The organism is Methylocystis sp. S23 (assembly GCF_054106005.1).
Genome location: NZ_CM134185.1, coordinates 3,773,627 through 3,791,754 on the forward strand (window position 1 = coordinate 3,773,627; position 18,128 = coordinate 3,791,754).

General features: G+C 64.7%; 18 protein-coding genes and 1 tRNA gene. 8 read left to right on the forward strand and 11 right to left on the reverse strand.

Features of this window, described 5'->3' with window-relative positions; genetic code table 11:
- Positions 1-14: 14 nt before the first annotated feature.
- The 3 genes from cpaB to ACV7JP_RS18590 all read right to left on the reverse strand — a co-directional run bounded on the left by cpaB (position 15) and on the right by ACV7JP_RS18590 (position 1,962).
- A complete protein-coding gene (cpaB, locus tag ACV7JP_RS18580) occupies positions 15-815 on the reverse strand; it encodes a Flp pilus assembly protein CpaB (protein ID WP_457797126.1) in 801 nt (266 codons plus the stop codon).
- 320 nt (positions 816-1,135) lie between these two features.
- The gene (locus ACV7JP_RS18585; protein ID WP_457797127.1) at positions 1,136-1,642 is read right to left on the reverse strand and encodes an A24 family peptidase; all 507 of its coding nucleotides are present in this window, start codon (positions 1,640-1,642) and stop codon (positions 1,136-1,138) included.
- 155 nt (positions 1,643-1,797) lie between these two features.
- Positions 1,798-1,962, reverse strand: coding sequence for a Flp family type IVb pilin (locus ACV7JP_RS18590; protein ID WP_457797128.1), 165 nt, complete (start codon positions 1,960-1,962; stop codon positions 1,798-1,800).
- 470 nt (positions 1,963-2,432) lie between these two features.
- On the opposite strand from ACV7JP_RS18590, the gene ACV7JP_RS18595 reads away from it, so the two are divergent.
- The 3 genes from ACV7JP_RS18595 to ACV7JP_RS18605 all read left to right on the forward strand — a co-directional run bounded on the left by ACV7JP_RS18595 (position 2,433) and on the right by ACV7JP_RS18605 (position 4,389).
- Entirely contained in the window at positions 2,433-2,909 is a 477-nt protein-coding gene (locus tag ACV7JP_RS18595) for a pilus assembly protein N-terminal domain-containing protein (RefSeq protein WP_457797129.1), read from the forward strand.
- Positions 2,910-3,058: 149 nt separating this feature from the next.
- On the forward strand, positions 3,059-3,682 hold the full coding sequence (locus tag ACV7JP_RS18600; RefSeq protein ID WP_457797130.1) for a TadE/TadG family type IV pilus assembly protein: 624 nt from the start codon (positions 3,059-3,061) through the stop codon (positions 3,680-3,682).
- Positions 3,682-4,389: a TadE/TadG family type IV pilus assembly protein gene (locus ACV7JP_RS18605; protein ID WP_457797131.1), complete on the forward strand. Its 708-nt coding sequence runs from the start codon at positions 3,682-3,684 to the stop codon at positions 4,387-4,389. The genes ACV7JP_RS18600 and ACV7JP_RS18605 overlap by 1 nt, the downstream gene beginning before the upstream one ends.
- A 28-nt stretch (positions 4,390-4,417) precedes the next feature.
- Here the strand turns inward: ACV7JP_RS18605 and ACV7JP_RS18610 are convergent, their stop codons facing one another.
- From ACV7JP_RS18610 to ACV7JP_RS18625, 4 genes are all read right to left on the reverse strand, one after another.
- Complete coding sequence (locus ACV7JP_RS18610; RefSeq protein ID WP_457797132.1) at positions 4,418-5,917, reverse strand: phosphomannomutase/phosphoglucomutase; 1,500 nt, start codon at positions 5,915-5,917, stop codon at positions 4,418-4,420.
- Between the two features lie 104 nt (positions 5,918-6,021).
- Entirely contained in the window at positions 6,022-6,558 is a 537-nt protein-coding gene (locus ACV7JP_RS18615) for a retropepsin-like aspartic protease family protein (protein ID WP_457797133.1), read from the reverse strand.
- Between the two features lie 151 nt (positions 6,559-6,709).
- A complete protein-coding gene (gene hrpB / locus ACV7JP_RS18620) occupies positions 6,710-9,241 on the reverse strand; it encodes an ATP-dependent helicase HrpB (RefSeq protein ID WP_457797134.1) in 2,532 nt (843 codons plus the stop codon).
- A 359-nt stretch (positions 9,242-9,600) separates the two neighbouring features.
- Positions 9,601-10,608, reverse strand: coding sequence for a TIM44-like domain-containing protein (locus ACV7JP_RS18625; RefSeq protein WP_457797135.1), 1,008 nt, complete (start codon positions 10,606-10,608; stop codon positions 9,601-9,603).
- A 614-nt stretch (positions 10,609-11,222) separates the two neighbouring features.
- On the opposite strand from ACV7JP_RS18625, the gene ACV7JP_RS18630 reads away from it, so the two are divergent.
- From ACV7JP_RS18630 to ACV7JP_RS18640, 3 genes are all read left to right on the forward strand, one after another.
- Positions 11,223-12,029 carry a thymidylate synthase gene (locus ACV7JP_RS18630; protein WP_457797136.1) on the forward strand — a complete coding sequence of 269 codons (807 nt, stop codon included), beginning with the start codon at positions 11,223-11,225 and terminating at the stop codon, positions 12,027-12,029.
- A gap of 6 nt (positions 12,030-12,035) precedes the next feature.
- The gene (locus ACV7JP_RS18635; protein ID WP_457797137.1) at positions 12,036-12,557 is read left to right on the forward strand and encodes a dihydrofolate reductase; all 522 of its coding nucleotides are present in this window, start codon (positions 12,036-12,038) and stop codon (positions 12,555-12,557) included.
- An 81-nt stretch (positions 12,558-12,638) separates the two neighbouring features.
- A tRNA-Pro gene (locus ACV7JP_RS18640) sits at positions 12,639-12,715 on the forward strand.
- 67 nt (positions 12,716-12,782) lie between these two features.
- On the opposite strand, the gene ACV7JP_RS18645 is transcribed toward ACV7JP_RS18640, so the two are convergent.
- The 3 genes from ACV7JP_RS18645 to ACV7JP_RS18655 form a co-directional block, all read right to left on the reverse strand.
- Positions 12,783-12,965, reverse strand: coding sequence for a hypothetical protein (locus ACV7JP_RS18645; protein WP_457797138.1), 183 nt, complete (start codon positions 12,963-12,965; stop codon positions 12,783-12,785).
- A 140-nt stretch (positions 12,966-13,105) separates the two neighbouring features.
- The gene (locus ACV7JP_RS18650) at positions 13,106-13,312 is read right to left on the reverse strand and encodes a hypothetical protein (protein WP_457797139.1); all 207 of its coding nucleotides are present in this window, start codon (positions 13,310-13,312) and stop codon (positions 13,106-13,108) included.
- 296 nt (positions 13,313-13,608) lie between these two features.
- Complete coding sequence (locus tag ACV7JP_RS18655; protein ID WP_457797140.1) at positions 13,609-14,547, reverse strand: outer membrane protein; 939 nt, start codon at positions 14,545-14,547, stop codon at positions 13,609-13,611.
- Between the two features lie 471 nt (positions 14,548-15,018).
- Between ACV7JP_RS18655 and ACV7JP_RS18660 the strand changes: the two genes are divergently transcribed.
- Positions 15,019-15,876 carry an outer membrane protein gene (locus tag ACV7JP_RS18660; RefSeq protein WP_457797141.1) on the forward strand — a complete coding sequence of 286 codons (858 nt, stop codon included), beginning with the start codon at positions 15,019-15,021 and terminating at the stop codon, positions 15,874-15,876.
- A gap of 51 nt (positions 15,877-15,927) precedes the next feature.
- Here ACV7JP_RS18660 and ACV7JP_RS18665 read toward each other — a convergent pair whose 3' ends face one another.
- Positions 15,928-17,337, reverse strand: a complete 1,410-nt coding sequence (locus ACV7JP_RS18665; RefSeq protein ID WP_457797142.1) for an ATP-binding protein — start codon at positions 17,335-17,337, stop codon at positions 15,928-15,930.
- A 106-nt stretch (positions 17,338-17,443) separates the two neighbouring features.
- Here ACV7JP_RS18665 and ACV7JP_RS18670 point away from each other — a divergent pair, with 106 nt between their 5' ends.
- On the forward strand, positions 17,444-18,076 hold the full coding sequence (locus tag ACV7JP_RS18670) for a response regulator transcription factor (RefSeq protein WP_457797143.1): 633 nt from the start codon (positions 17,444-17,446) through the stop codon (positions 18,074-18,076).
- Positions 18,077-18,128 lie beyond the last annotated feature (52 nt).

An 18,128-nucleotide genomic window follows, 5' to 3' on the forward strand; every position in this document is an offset into this window, starting at 1 on the left:
CGTCATCTGGGCGCTCATTTCATTCGCATGTTGGCGGAGACGCCGTGCCGCACCACGGTCAGCGTATCGTCTTCATCGGAGTTGCCCGGCGCCTCGGCGGATGCGTCCTTCACGATTGCGTCGGTGATCGGACGCAGCGAGAGGACGAGCTGCCCCGTGCGCTGGGCGAGCACGACCTGCTCCGCCTGGCGCGGATCGAGTTCGAGAGTCGCCGTCGAGCCGGTGACGACCGGTTCGGAGCCCTTCTTCTCGATCGTCTGGCCCATGGCGAGGACGCGCACATTCGAAAGCACGACCTCCGAGCCGTAGACTTCGTGGCCGAGATCCTTCGAGGCTTCCGTGTCGCGATAGGTGCGGATCACGTCGACGCGGTCATTGGGAAGGATGAAGCCGCCCGCCGTATTGTTGAGCGTGACGTCGATGGCGATGGCGCGCTTGCCCGGCGACAGCATGGTGGACATGAGGCCCGCCGTGACGCCCTTGATCAGACGATCCTTGCGTATCGGCTCGCCGCTCGAAATCGGGATGCGCACATAGGAAGTCTTGACGTCCTCCTTGGCGTTCGGCGCCTCGCTCCTGGAAAGCGCGCCGACGGGAACGGAATTCTTCGGCCAATCGACCCAGTTGGCGTCGGCGTCGGCGATTTCCGTGCCGTAAGGCAGATCGCGCGTCGCAACCAGCACCTGATCGACATTGACGGGCGCGGGCGCGACGACCTGAACCGGCGGCGGCGGACTTGAGCCGTTCATCATCATGAACGCGGCGCCGCCAGCAGCGACAGCGACTGCGAGAACTGCGATTTGTGCCTTGTTCATCGTGCGATATCCAACGCCCCGCCAAATCGAGGTTGGACACAATTCAAGCGGATAAACGTCAAATTAGGGTTAATCAGATGTTACAAGTCGTGGATATTTAGAAGGCCGGAAAATGCATAGTAAAGCACTGAGAAATTTGTGTTCCGTCGCGTGGGGCGCCCCTCTCCCGCGATTTCGGGCGGCAGATGAGGTCCTTAAGAAAGCCATAGTAGGAGCCTTGCGGAATCGACGAATGATTCCGACGCGTTATGGGCCCCGACCGGCGTTAGATCACGCCGCTGCGGCCGCCTCGCAAAAAAGCCCGCTCTTCGCCGCGCGTTCTAGACGCCGGAGAGTTTGAACCAGAGCAGAGACTGCGGATAGATCACGAGGCCGGCGACCGCGAGCGCGATTCCGTAAGGAACGCCCTCGGTCTTTCCGGCGAGCCGTGCGACGAAGCCGATCGAGAGCAGACGCTTCGGCAAGTCATTCCAGCGCATCATCACGATGACGAGCGTGAGCAGGCCGCCCGCGAGCGACGCGACGAGCCCGTAATCGAGCAGATTCTCCCAGCCCAGCCAAAGCGCCGTCGCGGAAGCGAGCTTGGCGTCGCCGCCGCCAACCCATCCAAACTGGAACATCGCGAAGGTAAGAGCGAGAACCGCCACGCCGCATGAAACATGCGTGACCAGCGTATCCCAGGGAAGCGGCAGGTAAGCGGCGACCGCGAAATAGACGAAGACGAGAATATACGAAACCCGATTGGGAATCGTCATCGTGAGCAGGTCCGAAAACGCGGCGAAGAACATCAGGGTCGGGAAAACGACGAACGCCACGGCTTCGATCATGGAATATCCTACCCGATCGTGTTTCGCGCGACGCGTTCGGCCGGAAGTTACGATCCGATCATTAACCCCCCGTTAAGAGGGCCGCGACGCGTCCTGCGCAAAATATCAGCGGCCCGGTCTCCGGGCCGCTGATGCGCTTTTGCAAGGAAGAGCAATCAGGAAAGGTTGCCCGAAACCTTGGCGAAGGTGCTCGAAAGGTTCGTGCCGAGAGCCTTGACGCCGGCGATGATGGCGACGCCGATAAGCGCGGCGATCAGGCCGTATTCGATCGCGGTCGCGCCCGACTCATCCTTAACGAAACGCGCGAAGATCTTGTTCATGTTCCTGCTCCGAACTGGTTTTTCACATTTCGTCGAACCCGCTCCATATCAAGGCTCGATCGAATGATCGGAAGGTAGCCATCAAATCTTTCAAGATCGTTGATCGAGACCGCGGCGCCGCGCCCGTTCACGCCTTGCGATGATTCGTTTTCAGACAAATTCAACTTGAAATAGCCGACTGACGCCGCTTTTCATTTCCCGCGCGCGCCCGCGCCTCGGCGCCCTTACGAGAGATTCACCTTGGACCGCCTGTATTTGCGACGCCCAGCGCAATATTGCGCATGGAATTTAATAAAATCTTTTTTAGCAATCGTTCACCATTAGATGCTTTATTTCATCCATGCCGTGACCGCCGGGGTTTCCGCCACGACCGGATCCGGCGCGAACGAGACCACATCTATCTCCTATGCGGACAAGGGCGCGCCCCTCCGCGGAACGGCGCCGAAAATCGGCGCTTCATGGTGAGCCGAATGACCTTTGCTACGACTCTCTTCCGCGGGGCCCTGCTTCTGGCCTTCGGCGCCGCCAGCCTTCAGGCGACGGTCGGCGAAGCGTCCGCCAATGAACGCGCCATTCGCGTCGACATCGACTACGCGCGCATCGTGAAGATCCCGGAGGGCGCGTCGACGCTCGTCATCGGAAATCCGCTGATCGCCGACGTGACCATGTTGAAGAACAGCCAGCTCATGGTGATCACCGGCAAGAGCTTCGGCACGACCAACCTCATCGTGCTCGACAAATCCGGAGCGCAGGTCGGCGAGTCGACGGTCACGGTGGTCCCGGCGCAAGACAAGCTGGTCGTGCAGCGCGGCATGCACCGCGAATCCATGTCCTGCAATCCGCATTGCGCCAAGGCCGTGGATCTCGCCGACGATTCAAATTACATGAACAGCGTTATCGAGGCCGTGAAGGCGCATGACAGCGCCGCGACCTCGACGCGGCGGTAAAGCTTTATCGACGGCGATAACCAAGAATCCCGATCGCGGGCGCATCGCGGAGATTGGTAACGGCCCAGCAACCGTTCGGCGTCAGTTTGCTTCTGAATTGCGAGGGCGGAGAGCCTTTTGCTCCGCCATCGAGCGCTTCGGGTGTGAACATGCCAGCCGCCAATCGTTTCGTCACACGGCTTTCGCTGCTTGCGAAGCGACTTTCCCGGCGGGGTTTTCTCGCCGACGTCAAAGGAACGACGGCGATCGAATTCGCCATGATTTCGGTGCCGTTTCTCGGACTGATCGGCGCCATCTTCGAAACCGGCGCCGTCTATTTCCGCACCGCCCAGCTACAAATGGCGACGGAAACGGCGAGCCGCGCCGTGCTCACGCACAGCACGGATCCAGGACTGACCTACAAGCAGTTCGTCGACAAGAACGTCTGCACCTGGAAAGCGACCGGCGCCGTGAAGCCGGGGACTCTGTCGACCATGTTCGACTGCGACAAGATCATGGTGGACGTGCGCAGCCCCGCGAGCTGGGGCGCCGCCGAGACCAGCAACAGCTTTTATTCGACTCCGAACGCCGGCTCGTCCGTCATCAACATGCCTGCGCCCGGGCAGATCGCAATCGTCCGCATCGTCTATCCCATGACGGTGATTTCCGGCCTGCTCGGCGGCGGCGTCTTCAAAGGCGACAGCTATGGACAGATCCACACCGGCCAGATGCGATACAACAGCGCCTGGACTTATATGCTCATGGGCATCGCCGCCTTCCGCGTGGAGCCGTGATGATCAAGCGCAGAGGCCCTGCCTTCAAAGGGCTGCATCGAAACGAATCCGGCATAGCGGCCGTCGAATTCGGCCTGATCCTGCCGCTCATGCTGATGATCTATTTGGGCCTCGTCGAGCTGTCGCGCGGCATGCGCACGGCGCAGCGGCTCGATCTCGTCGCGCATACGCTCGCCGATCTGACCGCGCAGATTCTTCCCGCTGACAAAGGCTCATGCAAATCGAGCGGCCCGGCCTGCATCAATGAAACGGACGTCGCCGACATCTTCTCGGCGGCGAACACGCTCATGGGCCTGTCCGCGACCTCTACGGCCCTGAAGATGACGATCTCGGAGATCAACATCTCCTCCCCTTCGGCCGGCACATGGCAAGCGAAAACGAACTGGACCGTCACGCGCAACGGCGCGACGCCGCGTCCCTGCAACCCGGCGCTTTCGCCGTCGAACGCGGCGCCCGTCTCGGTCGCCACAATCCCGTCGAGCTATGTACAGGCCACGAACGGCGTCAATCCAACCACGGGGCCGGTCATCGTCGCCGACGTCATCTACAATTATTCACCCGGCGTGCACTTCGAATTCTTCAAATGGGGCTCGCCGCCGACATGGACGATGCAGCGCACGAGCTACGCCCCGGTCCGCAACACCTATGTGCCGAGCCACATCCAATATTTCATGACCACCGGCACGAACTGCAATTCGACGCCCTGAGGCGCCGCAAAACGCCGGCGCGCCGTTTTCAGATCGTCTGATTATACGCGCCGACTTCCGGATTCTCCCGCAGAATCGCGTCCATCGCCCCGAACATCTCGCGCATGCGCGCTTCCGACGCCGGGCTCTCGACGACGACGACGAGCTCCGGCTTGTTTGAGGAGGCGCGCACGAGGCCCCAGGTTCCGTCCGCGACGGTCACGCGCACGCCGTTGACCGTCACGACGTCGCGGATCGGCTGGCCGAGCAATGGCTCGCCCCGCGCCTTCATGCCCTCGATACGCGCGGTGACCTTCCTCACCACATCGTATTTCTTCTCGTCGTCGCAATGCGGCGACATGGTCGGCGAGCCCCAGGTCTTGGGCAGATCATTGTAGAGATCGGCCATGCTTTTCTCCGGATTGCGGTCGAGCATCTCCAGAATATGGACCGCCGTCAGCAGGCCGTCGTCATAGCCGCGCCCGATCGGCGCGTTGAAGAAGAAATGGCCCGACTTCTCGAAACCGGCGAGCGCATTGAGGTCGTTGACGCGACGCTTGATATAGGAGTGGCCCGTCTTCCAATATTCGGTATGCACGCCGCGCGCGGCGAGCTCCGGATCGGTCGCGAAGAGGCCGGTCGACTTCACGTCTACGACGAATTTCGCGTTCGGATAGACTTTGGAGAGATCGCGGGCGAGCATCACGCCGATCTTGTCGGCGAATATTTCCTCGCCATGATTGTCCACGACGCCGCAGCGGTCGCCGTCGCCGTCGAAGCCCAGGCCCACATCCGCGCCGGTCTCGCGCACCTTATGCGCGATGGCGTGGAGCATCTCCATGTCTTCGGGATTGGGATTGTAGCGCGGGAAAGTATAGTCAGGCTCGATGTCGAGCGGGACGACCTCGCAGCCGAGCCGCGCCAGCATCTGCGGCGCGAAGGCGCCCGCCGTGCCGTTGCCGCAGGCGGCGACGACCTTCATCTTGCGCGCAAAGCCCGGGCGCCGCGTCAGATCGTCGAGATAGCGCGCGCCGAAATTCTCGATATAGCGATAGGAGCCGCCGCCCGCCTCCCGGAACCTGCCGGCAAGAACGATCTCCTTCAGCCGGCCCATCTCCTCGGGCCCGAAGGTCACGGGCCGCTGCGCGCCCATCTTCACGCCTGTCCAGCCATTGTCGTTATGCGAGGCCGTGACCATGGCGACGGCCGGCGCGTCGAGCTCGAACTGCGCGAAATAGGCCATGGGCGACAGAGCGAGGCCGATGTCGCGCACGCGCACGCCCGAGGCCATGAGCCCGGCGATCAGCGCCAGCTTGATCGACGCCGAATAGGAACGATAGTCATGCCCGGTGACGATGTCCGGCGCGACGCCCATTTCGTGGATTAACGTGCCGAGCCCCATGCCCAGCGCCTGTACGCCCATCAAGTTGAGTTCCGATCCGAACAGCCAGCGCGCGTCATATTCGCGAAAGCCCGTCGGCTTCACGAGCGGCGTCCGCTCATATTCGAAAGTATTCGGCGTGAGGCTGGAAACGGGCTTGGGGAGCATGATGGTCCTTGGAGCAATCTCTCGACGCGCCCCATTTACACCGTCGCCGGAGAGCGGCCAAATCGCCCGCCTCAGGCGCCGCTGAGACCCAGCCTTATGGCCCCTTATCGCTTCAGGACGAGCGAGCCCGACTCAACCGAGAACTTGGCGAGCTTCGATAGAAAGGTCATGCCCAGCAGGCTGCCGGAGAGCGCGCCGCGCTCGCCGACGACCGCGTCCACGTCGTGGACCACGATATTGCCGATGCGCACGTCGTTGAGCTTGACCCGCGCGACATGGGCGACGCCATTCGCTGTGCTGACCTGATATTTGTAATCGGCCGGGGCGGGATACAGCCCGGCCGACGCCGCATCCTCATAGGAGAGCGCGACGAGCGTCGCGCCCGTGTCGACCATCATCCTCGATATTCGCGCGCCGTTGATTTCCGCATCGGTCAGAAACTGGCCGCCGCCATCCGCGCCCATCCGGACCTCTTCGGCGCGCACCGGCAGCGCCGCGCGGGTCGGCGCGACGGGCGCGGGAAGGCGCTGCGCGTTCTGCGGCGCGCCGCCGGCGCCCGGCCCCAGACGGGCAAGAGCGCCGGCCGCGATCAGACTGATGAAGACGGCGATGGCGGCGTATTGGATCTGCGTCCAGAGCATGATGCTTCGCCCGCAACTGACTGAAAGGAGGCGCCTCGCCGGCGGCTCGCATGACGAGGCGATCCTCGTGCGAAATCTTTGCCCCGGTCTTAAGACAGGCGGCGAAAATCGGATGAATCGGCGCGAGCGAGTCGCGCCCCTTGAAAGATTGTCACCCGCGCGGCTTCGCTCGCGTCGTCGGCGCGGCCCTGGCGGGATCGTCGGGCCAGACATGGCGCGGATAGCGGCCCTTCATCTCTTTCTTCACCTCGTTCCAGGAGCCGGCCCAGAAGCTCGGCAGGTCGCGCGTCGTCTGGATCGGCCGATGCGCGGGGGAGAGCAGCTCGAGGGTGAGCGGAACGCGCCCGCGCGCAAGCGTCGGGTGCTGCGAGAGGCCGTAAAGCTCCTGCACGCGCACGGAAAGCAGCGGGCCATTGGGCGCGTCGTAATCGAGGGCGTGGCGCGAACCCGCGGGGGTCTCGAAATGCGAGGGCGCCTCGGCTTCGAGGCGGCGCGTGAGATCGTAAGGCAATAAATGCGCGAGCGCGGCGTCGAGATCGCCTGGGGCGACGTCGTTCAGCGAAACGCGTCCCACAATGTAGGGCGCAAGCCATTCCGACGCGCTTTCGGCCAAAGCCGCATCCGAAAGATCGGGCCATTCCTCGCCTTCGGCCTTGCGCAGGAAGGCGACGCGGTCGCGAAGCTGCGCCTGCGCCTTCGTCCAGGGCAGGCGGGAGACGCCAAGGCTCGCGACGCCCCGCGCAAGCGCGGCCGCGCTTTCCTCATTGGCGTCCACCGGGAGATTCTGCTCGCTCAACCGTATCGCGCCGAGACGCCGGAAACGCCGACGCCGCAGGCTCGCGCTCGCGGGATCGAAGACCGTTTCGTCGCGCGTCTCGATGCGATCGCGCGCGATTTCCTCCAGCTCTTCGGCGGCGAGCGCGCAGGCGGCGAGAATGCGCGCCTGCGCCGCGCGGCCCGTGAGCTCCGCAATGGCGAGAAAGGGCGCGCGCGACAGCCCGTCTTCGACGGGCAGGCTCGCGGCGCGGCCATTCGCCATGAGGAAGTCGCCTTTCGCGCCGCGTGACTTGGCGAGGCGGTCGGGATAAGCGAGGGCGACGAGCGCGCCGTCGGAGAGCAAGGCGCCATTTGAGGAATCCGAAGCTCCTCTCGCCGTTCCTCCCCCGCGCCGCTGGAGAGGGGGCGCTTCGGCGAGACGCGGCGAGACGCCCTTCGCCGTACGCGCCCAATTCGCCGCCAAGCGCCGCGCGTCCTTCGCCCGCTTCGAGCCGTCCCCCCGCAGCCTGTCCAGCCGATGCGACAAATCCGCGTCGTTCCCCCCGAGACCGCGCTCGGAAAGCAGCATGGCGAGCTCCGCCGCGCGCTCCGCCGCGCCGTGGCGCGCGGCTTCGAGCGCCATGCGGGCGAGGCGCGGCGGCAGGGGCAGCGCGCGCAGCGCCCTGCCCTGTTCCGTCAGCCGCCCGTCGGCGTCCAGCGCGCCGAGCTCGCGATCGAGCGCCACCGCCTCTTTCCAGGCCGCCGTCGGGGGCGCGTCGAGCCATTTCAATTGCCCGGGATCGGCTACGCCCCAGGCGGCGAGGTCGACCGCAAGGCTCGACAGATCCGCCGCGAGAATCTCAGGCGCGGCGAAGGCCGGAAGCGAACCCGTCTGCGGCTCGTCCCACAGACGGTAGCACACGCCCGGCTCCGTGCGGCCGGCGCGGCCGCGACGTTGATCTGCGCTCGCGCGCGGGGCGCGCACGGTCTCGAGTCGCGACAGTCCAAGGTCCGGTTCATAGCGCTGCACGCGCGAAAGCCCGCTATCGACGACGATGCGCACGCCCTCGATCGTGAGCGACGTTTCCGCGATCGAGGTCGCGAGCACGACCTTGCGGCGCCCTTTCGGCGCCGGCGAGATCGCGCGGTCCTGTTCGCCCTTGTCCAGCGCGCCATAGAGCGGCGCGATGTCGACGCCCTCGAGCCGCGCCTCCTCCAGCCGTGCGGCGACTCGCATGATCTCGCTTTGCCCCGGCAGAAAAGCCAGCGCGGAGCCGCGCTCCTCGCGCAGCGCGCGCAGGATCGCGCGGGTCATCGCATCCTCGATGCGCTCATTGGCGTCGCGGCCGAGATAGCGCGTCTCGACCTCATAGGCGCGGCCCTCGGAAACGACCGTCGGCGCGTCGCGCATCAGCGCCGACACGCGCGCGCCGTCGAGCGTCGCCGACATGGCGACGAGGCGCAGATCGTCGCGCAGGCCCGATTGCGCGTCGAGCGCCAGCGCCAGTCCGAGATCGGCGTCGAGCGAGCGCTCGTGATATTCGTCGAACAGCACGCCGGCGACGCCGTCGAGCGCGGGATCGTCGAGGATCATGCGCGCGAAGACGCCCTCGGTGACGACCTCGATGCGCGTCTTCGCCGAGACTTTCGATTCCAAACGCATGCGCAGGCCGACCGTCTGGCCCACCTCCTCGCCCAAGGTCGCGGCCATGCGGCTCGCGGCGGCGCGGGCGGCGAGGCGGCGCGGCTCCAGCAAGATCAGCTTGCCGCCCTTCGCCCAGTCGGAGCCGATCAGCGCGAGCGGCGCGCGCGTCGTCTTGCCGGCGCCGGGCGGCGCGACGATGACGAGATTGGGCGACGCCGCCAGCGCCGCCTGAATGTCGGGCAGCACGGCGTCGATGGGTAGAGGGTCTCGCGGAAGCGTCATCTCGAACGGATCAACAAGAAAGCGCTTCCTTCGCAAGCAATCGGACGAACGATCCCCGGTGATCGGCGCCCCATGCCTCCCTTTTACGGGTTAAGGGAGTCACACATCTCCGGGAGGCCGTCATGGCCGGGACAAGCCCAGCCATGACGGCGTTGGCGACTTTCGAGATATGTGCATGCGGCAGCAGCCCCTTTACGGGGACGGCGCCCCCGCGAAGCGGGGTCGGGTGGGGCAGCGCTCGGGCAATATCATGGCGGAAGGGAACCACCCGGCGGTCTTTCGACCGCCGGCCTCCCCGTAACGGGAGGTATTGGCGCCCCTCCGGGAGGAGGAAGCGCCCTTCCCTATCCGTCCGCGCGTTACGCCGCCTGCTGGATCGCGGAAAGTTTCCAGGCGTCGGCGCCGGCCCCCGCCTGGCGGCGGAAGGTCCAAACCTCGGTCGCCTGCGCCGCGCCCGGCGATCCCGGCGCGGGCTTGCCGGTGGCGCGGTCCTCCATCACGTCGTTGAGCGCGAAGCGCATGGCGACGGTGGCGTATTCGTCCGAGCCCTCGCGCCACGCCTCCGACAGGTCGCCCTGCAGAAGCTTCACGTCGGTGACGCGGTTGACGACGCCCTTGCGGCGGTTCGCCTCCAGCTCGTCGTCGAAACGGCGAACCATTTCCGGCGTCGCCATGGCGCGCAGCGCGTCCAGGTCCTCGCGGCTATAGGCCGCCTGCGACGCGCCGAGCAGGCGCTCGAAGGCGTTGAAGTCGCCGGCCGCGATCTGGATCGGCTGCGCGCGCGGACGCTGCTGCGCGCCGGCGCCGCCGCCAAAGCCCATCGGGCCGGCGCCGAATCCGCCCATCGGACGGCCGCCGAAAGGCGCGCCGCCGCCGAAATTGAAGGTCGAGCCCTGCGGGCCAGCGCCCGCCGGCGCTTGGCGGCTCCGCCACCAGGCGAAGGCGAGGCGCGCCAGGAAGACGATCAGCGCGATCTGCAACAGAAAGCCGATGATCGACATGAAACCGCCCATGCCGCCGAAGAAGCCCTGTCCCGTCAGCAGGCCGAAGAGGCCCGCGCCGAGCAGGCCGCCGGCGAGGCCGCCCATGAGGCCGCGGCCGAAGGACGAACCGCCATAAGCGGGGTTGTTCCAGCCCGGTTGGCTCGTTCCGTAGCCAGGACGCGGCGTGTCGCTGCGCTCGAAGGGCGAAGCCGCGCCCGGCGCCGTGCGGGTCGACGGCGGCGCCGACCAGGTGCGCGAGCCGCGCGAACCGAAGCTGCCGCCCCCGCCCATGCGCGCCTCGGCGATGGCCGGCGCGAGCGCCAGGAGCGCCGCGAGAACCAGTGAAATCAGCGATCCGCGCCTTTGCGCAAGAAACCGCAACATGTGCCCTCCCCTTTCGCCGGAGAGCGTCGCTCCCCTCGGAGAGGAAATATAGGAAGAGGATGGCTCGACTGCAAAGGTCGGTAAGGCGGCGTCTCCGGACTCCGCCCGCAACGATAAGACGAACCCGACTTCGCTACGGAATTTTTGCCATCCGCACGCAGCGGGGCGCGCCGGCTATAGTTGGGCCATTTCCCTCCGCCCGAATTCGAAGCATTGGCCTGATGTTACCTAGGCCAAATGGAATCCCGCAACCGCGGCGTTGATCGAGTGCGGCGGCAATGCAGGCCCTCCCTATGAGCAGCCGACGACGCCCTCCTTCCGGCAATCGAGCAAGACCTAGCGCTGCAACAAGAGCGCGTCCACGGGCGTGTTCGCCTTTGCGACGCCTATCGTCAGCAATGCGCAGAAATTCCTGGATTACAACGTGATAACCAACCCGGCGGCGCAAACGACAAAGGATAATTTCCTGGCCTGCAACAGAGGCCAATAGGCCAAGCTCCCCTGATTGAGGGAGCGCGCTTCAAATGCGAAGCGCGCTTCCGCTCTTTCGGATGACGCGCTGGCGCGGAAGATGAAACAATTGGCGCGCGCGTCTCGACGCGCTACACGATCCCATGCGCCAATATCTCGATCTGCTCGACAAAATCCTGCGCGAAGGCGCCCGCAAGGAGGATCGCACGGGCACGGGCACGCTCTCCATCTTCGGCCACCAGATGCGCTTCGACCTCTCGGAGGGTTTCCCGCTCGTCACGACCAAGCGGGTGCATCTGACGTCGGTGATCCATGAATTGCTCTGGTTCCTGAAGGGCGACGCCAACATCGCCTATCTAAGAGAGCATGGCGTCACCATCTGGGACGAATGGGCGGACGCGAATGGCGATCTCGGGCCGATCTACGGCGTGCAGTGGCGCCGGTGGCCGGCGCCGGAAGGCGGCGCAATCGACCAGCTCGCTAATGTGGTCGAACAAATCCGGCGCAACCCGTTCTCGCGCCGCCTGATCGTCTCCGCCTGGAACCCCGCTCAAGTGGATTTCATGGCTTTGCCGCCCTGCCATTGCCTCTTCCAGTTCCATGTCGCGGAGATCGACGGGCGAAGGCGCCTCTCTTGCCAGCTCTATCAGCGCTCGGCGGACGTCTTCCTCGGCGTCCCCTTCAATATCGCCAGCTATGCCTTGCTCACCCAGATGGTCGCGCAGGTCACGGGCTGCGTTCCGGGCGATTTCATCCACAGCCTCGGCGACGCGCATCTCTATCTGAACCATGTCGAGCAGGCGCGGCTCCAGCTCTCGCGCGCGCCGAGGCCCCTGCCCCGCCTCGCTTTGAACCCGGCCGTCGCCTCGCTCTTCGACTTCCGTTACGAGCATATCGCGGTCGAAGGCTACGACCCCTGGCCGGCCATCGCCGCGCCGATCGCGGTATAGAAGCGCATGGAACCCAAACTCGTGGCCGTCGTCGCGCGGGCCAGAAACGGCGTTATCGGCGTCGGCAACGGCCTGCCCTGGCGGCTCTCCAGCGATCTCAAGCGCTACAGGGCGCGCACCTGGGGGCGGCCCATGATCATGGGCCGCCGCACCTGGGAATCGATCGGGCGCCCTCTGCCCGGCCGCGAAAGCGTCGTCGTCACCCGCCGCCCCGGCTATGAAGCGCCCGGCGCCCATGTCGCGTCGAGCCTGCCCGAATCGCTCGCCATCGCCAGACGGCTCGCGGCGGAGATGGGAGCCGACGAGATCATCGTCGCGGGAGGCGAGGAAATCTATCGCGCGCTGCTCCCGCGGACGGATCTGATCGAATTGACCGAGGTCGCGCTTGACATCCCCGGCGACGCGCATTTCCCCGCGCTTTCCCCGGAAGACTGGGAAGAAATCGCCCGCGAGACGCCGCCGCGCGGCGAAAGGGACGACGCCGACTTCGCCTATGTGACCCTCAGGCGACGTCGCAAAGGGCGATAAAATAACAGGCGAAGACCAGTTGCGGGGACCGCGCTCAATGGCTATAAGGCCCCTCGAAAGCGGCCCGCGCGGCCGCTGGATCGGAGTGTAGCGCAGCCTGGTAGCGCACCTCGTTCGGGACGAGGGGGTCGGAGGTTCGAATCCTCTCACTCCGACCAAACATCATCACAGTCATTCGCCGCCGCGGCGTGGACCACTCGCCAAGGCAGACGCCCAGGGCCATGCTCAGCTCTGGTGCGGCCCGAGCATTTGATAGAGCGCGGCCTCGATCCGGCGCCAGTTTTCGGCCTGCTCCTTCTCGCCTTTTTCCTCCAAAGCCGCGGCTTTTTGTGCGGCTTCGGCGACGGCTTTATCGCCATGCGCCTCAAATAGCTGCCTGGCGTAATCCTGGATGTCGGCTACGTGCATCGAGCGACTCCCTTTCGGTCAAGCTAATCCGGGCGATTGGGCGTCAGTGCGAACGGCGCCGGTTCCGCCGCTCATAGAACCGGACCCGACAGCAAATGTTCCAGCTCCGAAACGGGAATCCCGATGGCGGGGCCTCGACGTCAATCCGCGCCATGGCTCGGATTCGCGAGCCAATACACAATGCAGAATCCCGCGGTGATCAAGCCGGAGCCGAAAAGCGTTCCCGAAACGCCTTCGCCGGGGATGGCGTAGCTCGCGATAGACATGAGCATGCCGGTCGCGGCGACATAGAGCGGCGTGGGGTCGCGCTCGGGCGGCTTGCTTTGAAGCTTGCTTCGCCATCCCATCCGCATCGGCCTTCCTCAGCCTCGCCCCCCGGCCCGCCGTTCTCGAGTATGAATCCGAGCCCTCGGATGTCGTCAAGCGTGCTGGCGCCCCTCAATAGCGACGAACTTCTGATCTGGGAGCCGCCTCGAGGACGGGCGGTCCCGAAGGCCGTCCAGCGGTGGCGTCGTATTTGAATTCCAAGACCTTGAGCGTCAAACGAGAGCGCGCATCTTCGCCTCGTCAGCGCCCAAGGAAAAAGGCCCGGCGCGAGCCGGGCCTTCCTCTTGCGAACGAGATGAGGCTGGGTTTCGTTCGATCAGTATTTCGCGACGACCGGAGCCGGAGCGCCCCAGTTGAAGTGATAGTTCACGCCGGCGCGGACGATGTTGCCATCGAAGCGGGTCGTCGTCCGCCAAGCGTTGAGGAAGAAGGTGGCGGGCTGACCGGGCGCCGGAGCAAGGATGGGATCCGCGAGGATGCCCGAATAGGTGACGTTGCCAAGATCGTAATATAGATACTCGACCTTCGCCGACCAGTTCGGCCAGAACATCCACTCGACGCCGCCGCCGGCCGTCCAGCCGACGCGCGTATCGGAGAAGGCGCCGGCTGACGCCCAAGCGGTCGCAATGCCCGCGCTCGGACCGTTGAGCCCCTGGAATATGCCGGTGTTCGAATTCACGCCGCCATAGGCGAGGCCGCCCGTGCCATAGATCAGCAAGGTCGGCGTGGCCAGCCAGCCGAGACGCCCGCGCACCGTGCCGATATAGTCGATGCTGCGCGAGACGGACGCCACCGACGAAACGCTGTTCGCCGCAAAGCCGGGAACCGGAGCGATCGTCGCGTAGGAGACCGCGGAACCGCTGCTCGCAACGCCTTGGATATCGGCCTCGATGCCGACGAGGAGGCTGTTGTAGAACTGATAATTGTAGCCGATCTGCCCGCCGCCGATGAACCCGCCGCCATTGTTGGCCGCGATGACCCCCGTGGCGCCGGCGGCGGAAGCGGCGGCGACCTCGAACCCGCCGCCACAGCCCTGCGCGGGGGAGCAGAACTGAAGATTGCCGACGCCAGTGGAAATCGTATTGCTGTTCGCCCATGTGCCGCCAGCGTTCAAACCGACATAGAAGCCGGTCCACAGCGGCGGCGGGGGCGGCGGAGGAAGGATCGGCGGGCCCTTATGGGAGGGAAGGTCCGCCGCGAACGCGGAGCCCGCGGTCGCCGCGAAGGCTGTCACATAGAGCGCAATTTTTTTCATCTGAATGCTCCTGACGGTCAGAACGGTTGGCGAATCCAGTCAACCTACAGGAAGGGAAATCTCTCTAAGTCCACACAGTCAAAAGGAAAATAGGCCCTTCCGCGAGCCCCTGGCGCTTTTCGGCGCGACTGTGGCGCCTACAGCACGGCCGGAACGCCGCGGCTCGCCTGACCCCGCCTCTGCGCTTTTATCATGGAGCTCGACGCCGTGACCGATTTCCAACGCCATTGCCGCAGGCATTTTTGTAATTCACAGCCCCCTCAAGAGGCGAAGCTTTGCTTTGCCGTAGTTATACTTCGCGCCTATTAATTAAGTAGTAATACGTAATACTGCTAAGTATACTGTTGTATTTTTCCAACTCGTTTCATAAATAGCTGACAAGCTTTCGTCTAACATCTATTTTCGACCTTTATCAAGATAAAATTGTCGTGTCTCTTGCAAAACGCCTGACTCACTACGCAAGGGACGAGAATGACAAAGCGCCTTATCCTATCGCCGGCCGCGGCTTTGCTGGTCACCGGGGCGGTCGCCGCGGATTTGCCCTCGATCAAAGCGCCGCCTGCGCCACCGCAACCGCTCTTCTCCTGGACGGGCTTCTATGTCGGTCCGACGATCGGCGGCGGCTGGGCGAACACGGGTTCGATCGACGGCGTTTCGCTGACGCCTGGGCTAGCCGCCACGGGCGTCGCCTGGACCTCCGTCAGCCCCGGCGCCAGCGGCGTCATTGGCGGCGTGCAGGCCGGCTACAATTACCAATTCGCCGGAACCGGCTTCGTCGTGGGACTGGAAACGGATTTTCTGGGCGCCGACATCAATTCGAGCACGACCGTCATCGGTTCGCCTGTGGTCGGCACGGCGGTTTTCCCGTTCATCACCACGCGCCAGAGTCTTGACTGGTTCGGCACGGTGCGGGGGCGCGTCGGCTACGCCATCTTGCCGACCCTGCTCATTTTTGGCACGGGCGGATTCGCCTATGGCCATACCTCCAGCAATTTCGTGATCGGCTTTACAAACGGCTTCTTCGACGGCGCCTGGGAAAGCGCGACCCGCACGGGATGGACCGCGGGCGGCGGGCTCGAATGGGCCTTCCTGCCGAACTTGTCGCTGAAGATCGAATATCTTTATGTCGATCTGGGCAGTGGCGGGTTCCTCCTGGATGACGTCAGGCATGGGCACATGCCGCCGCCGGCGCCCCCGCCGGTCGTTCCGTTGAGCTTCATCTCAGGTCAGACGGGCGCGCCCCATCGCTTCCATACCGCAAAGATCGGCCTCAACTACCACTTCAACCTGTTCGGCGCGCCGGCGCCATCGGTTCTCGCCTCCTATTAGGCGGGAGGCCCGGCCTTCTACGGGCCGGGCCGCATTTTTCGAAAATTAGAATCACTCGCGAGGGGCGGCGGACAGCGATTCCTCGTCGTCGCGAAGCGGCAGAGAAGCCGAAATCCGCGTTCCTCCCGCCGCGCATCTTTCGATTTCGATCGTCCCGCCGAGCGCGCGCGCACGCTCGCTCATGCCCAGCAGCCCGACGCCGGCGCCTCGCGCGTCGGGGATTCCGACGCCATTATCCGTGATCGTGATCTTCAGCTTCGGCGCGTCCGACTCGTCCTCGGCCGCGCCCCGGCCGGATTCCCATCCAAATTCGAGCCTGACCTCGCCCCGATCCGCGTCCGCGTGCCGAAAGATATTGGTGACCCCCTCCTGCACGATGCGATAGGCGGCGAAGGACGTCGCTTCGTCGAGAGACGAGAGGCCGCGCGGCAGGATGAGGCGCAACGAGACTTCCGGATGGCGAAACTCCCAGGAAGCCAGAAGCGCCTTGAGCGCGGATTCGAGGCCAAGCTCGTCCAGTCCCGGCGGCCGCAGCCGACCGAGCAAGCCCCTGAACAAGCTTTGCAGCGCCTCGCTCGCCTTGTCCATGATCGCGCTGAGCCGCCGCAGCCGGCCGAAGTCCGGCGCCGGCGAAGAAAGCGCCTCCTGCAACGCCGCCGCCGAGGCGCGGATCGAGAACAGGCAGGGTCCCGCCTCGTCATGGAGGTCGCGCGCGATTTCCTTGCGCTCATTGTCCTGAATCTCAATCAGCTCGTTCATGAGCTGTCGATTCTCGTCCTTCACGCGGTCGAGCGTCGCCGCAAGGGAGTTCAGCGCATTCGAGATCCTGCGGAACTCGCGCGCGCCGCGCGGCGCGATCCGCACGCCGCGCCGGCCGCCTTCGAGATCGGCCAGCCCCGCATGCAAGGCGTCGAAAGGCGCGAGCGAGAACCGCACCAGAACCAGCACCAGGATGAGAATGGCGAGCGTGACGCTCAGGCTGATCGATGCGAGCCAGGTCATGTCCGACCAGATTTCCTCCAGCTCGTCGAGCGGATTGGAGATGATCGCGACACGGCCATAAACACGATCGCCCATTGTCACCGGCGCAATCACGATCCGGGGCGACGCCCCGACGAGCCGCACGAACCATGCGGGAACGTCGCGCTCGCCCGCGTGAGCGAGTCCCGCCCAGGGCGCGGGAGCTTCTTCGTTCGCGGAGAGGATCACGATGTCGACGTGACGCAGGTCGCCGAGGCTCGCGAATAGCCGCCGCAGTTTCGGCGTCGGATCTTCGTTTGCGGGAAGATTTGCAATCGTCGCCAGGACGAATTCCCGCATCAGCCGGAGATTGCTTCCCGCTTCAGCGCGCACGCGCGGCGCGGCGTGCAAGAGCTGGATGAACAGATTGATCAGCAGCGTCGAGACGAGCACGAGTCCGATCAGCCAGCTCAGTCCCGCGCGAAGAGAAAGACAGTTCATGCCGCCGCCTCATGACGATTTGAAGTGCGCGTCGCCGCTGCGATCATTGACAAGCGCCAGCCGTTTCTCAACATAAGAGCCAAGAAGGAAACAAGCGAAAAGCTCCATGCGCGTTCTCATCATCGACGACCATCCCATGGTGATCGAAGGTTGTCGCGGCATGCTCTCCGCACAGGCCGACATAGAGATCGACGAGGCGCACAACGCCGCCGAAGCGATGGAGGCCTATGCGTCTCGCGCGCCCGACGTCGTCGTTCTGGACATCAATCTGCCGGGCGTTTCGGGCTTCGAGCTCTTGCGCCAGCTCCTCAAGCGGAATCCTGGCGCGAAGATCATCGTCTTCACGATGAACGACGATCCCGTCTTCGCGGCGCGGGCGATCGAGCGCGGCGCGCGCGGCTATGTGGCGAAGAGCGAAAATCCCAAAGTGTTCGAAAAGGCGATCCGCGCCGTCGCCGCGGGCGAGCGTTTTCTGTCCAACGCGCTTGCGCTGCGGCTCGCCTTCGCCGACCGCAATCTCGCCGACAATCCGCTCGACGCGCTCAGCGGACGGGAAATCGAGATTCTGCGCAACCTCGCTGACGGCAAGGACATGGCGGAGATCGCGCATCTCCTGAAGATTTCGTACAAGACCGTCGCCAACAACTGCCTGCTGCTCAAGCGCAAGCTCGGCGCGCGGTCGAAGGCCGACCTGCTGCGCATCGCCGTCGAAAACAGAGTCGCCATGAAACTGGTCTGAGCGCGCATCTGCGGGTCTCTCCGCCGTAGACGGCGGAGAGACGGCGGTTCGA

What these genes read in the sequence shown, in the direction of transcription:
- cpaB (WP_457797126.1), bottom strand. Translation starts at nt 815, where the DNA reads ATGAACAAGGCACAAATCGCAGTTCTCGCAGTCGCTGTCGCTGCTGGC.
- ACV7JP_RS18585 (WP_457797127.1), bottom strand. Translation starts at nt 1,642, where the DNA reads ATGATCGAAGCCGTGGCGTTCGTCGTTTTCCCGACCCTGATGTTCTTC.
- ACV7JP_RS18590 (WP_457797128.1), bottom strand. Translation starts at nt 1,962, where the DNA reads ATGAACAAGATCTTCGCGCGTTTCGTTAAGGATGAGTCGGGCGCGACC.
- ACV7JP_RS18595 (WP_457797129.1), top strand. Translation starts at nt 2,433, where the DNA reads ATGACCTTTGCTACGACTCTCTTCCGCGGGGCCCTGCTTCTGGCCTTC.
- ACV7JP_RS18600 (WP_457797130.1), top strand. Translation starts at nt 3,059, where the DNA reads ATGCCAGCCGCCAATCGTTTCGTCACACGGCTTTCGCTGCTTGCGAAG.
- ACV7JP_RS18605 (WP_457797131.1), top strand. Translation starts at nt 3,682, where the DNA reads ATGATCAAGCGCAGAGGCCCTGCCTTCAAAGGGCTGCATCGAAACGAA.
- ACV7JP_RS18610 (WP_457797132.1), bottom strand. Translation starts at nt 5,917, where the DNA reads ATGCTCCCCAAGCCCGTTTCCAGCCTCACGCCGAATACTTTCGAATAT.
- ACV7JP_RS18615 (WP_457797133.1), bottom strand. Translation starts at nt 6,558, where the DNA reads ATGCTCTGGACGCAGATCCAATACGCCGCCATCGCCGTCTTCATCAGT.
- hrpB (WP_457797134.1), bottom strand. Translation starts at nt 9,241, where the DNA reads ATGACGCTTCCGCGAGACCCTCTACCCATCGACGCCGTGCTGCCCGAC.
- ACV7JP_RS18625 (WP_457797135.1), bottom strand. Translation starts at nt 10,608, where the DNA reads ATGTTGCGGTTTCTTGCGCAAAGGCGCGGATCGCTGATTTCACTGGTT.
- ACV7JP_RS18630 (WP_457797136.1), top strand. Translation starts at nt 11,223, where the DNA reads ATGCGCCAATATCTCGATCTGCTCGACAAAATCCTGCGCGAAGGCGCC.
- ACV7JP_RS18635 (WP_457797137.1), top strand. Translation starts at nt 12,036, where the DNA reads ATGGAACCCAAACTCGTGGCCGTCGTCGCGCGGGCCAGAAACGGCGTT.
- ACV7JP_RS18645 (WP_457797138.1), bottom strand. Translation starts at nt 12,965, where the DNA reads ATGCACGTAGCCGACATCCAGGATTACGCCAGGCAGCTATTTGAGGCG.
- ACV7JP_RS18650 (WP_457797139.1), bottom strand. Translation starts at nt 13,312, where the DNA reads ATGGGATGGCGAAGCAAGCTTCAAAGCAAGCCGCCCGAGCGCGACCCC.
- ACV7JP_RS18655 (WP_457797140.1), bottom strand. Translation starts at nt 14,547, where the DNA reads ATGAAAAAAATTGCGCTCTATGTGACAGCCTTCGCGGCGACCGCGGGC.
- ACV7JP_RS18660 (WP_457797141.1), top strand. Translation starts at nt 15,019, where the DNA reads ATGACAAAGCGCCTTATCCTATCGCCGGCCGCGGCTTTGCTGGTCACC.
- ACV7JP_RS18665 (WP_457797142.1), bottom strand. Translation starts at nt 17,337, where the DNA reads ATGAACTGTCTTTCTCTTCGCGCGGGACTGAGCTGGCTGATCGGACTC.
- ACV7JP_RS18670 (WP_457797143.1), top strand. Translation starts at nt 17,444, where the DNA reads ATGCGCGTTCTCATCATCGACGACCATCCCATGGTGATCGAAGGTTGT.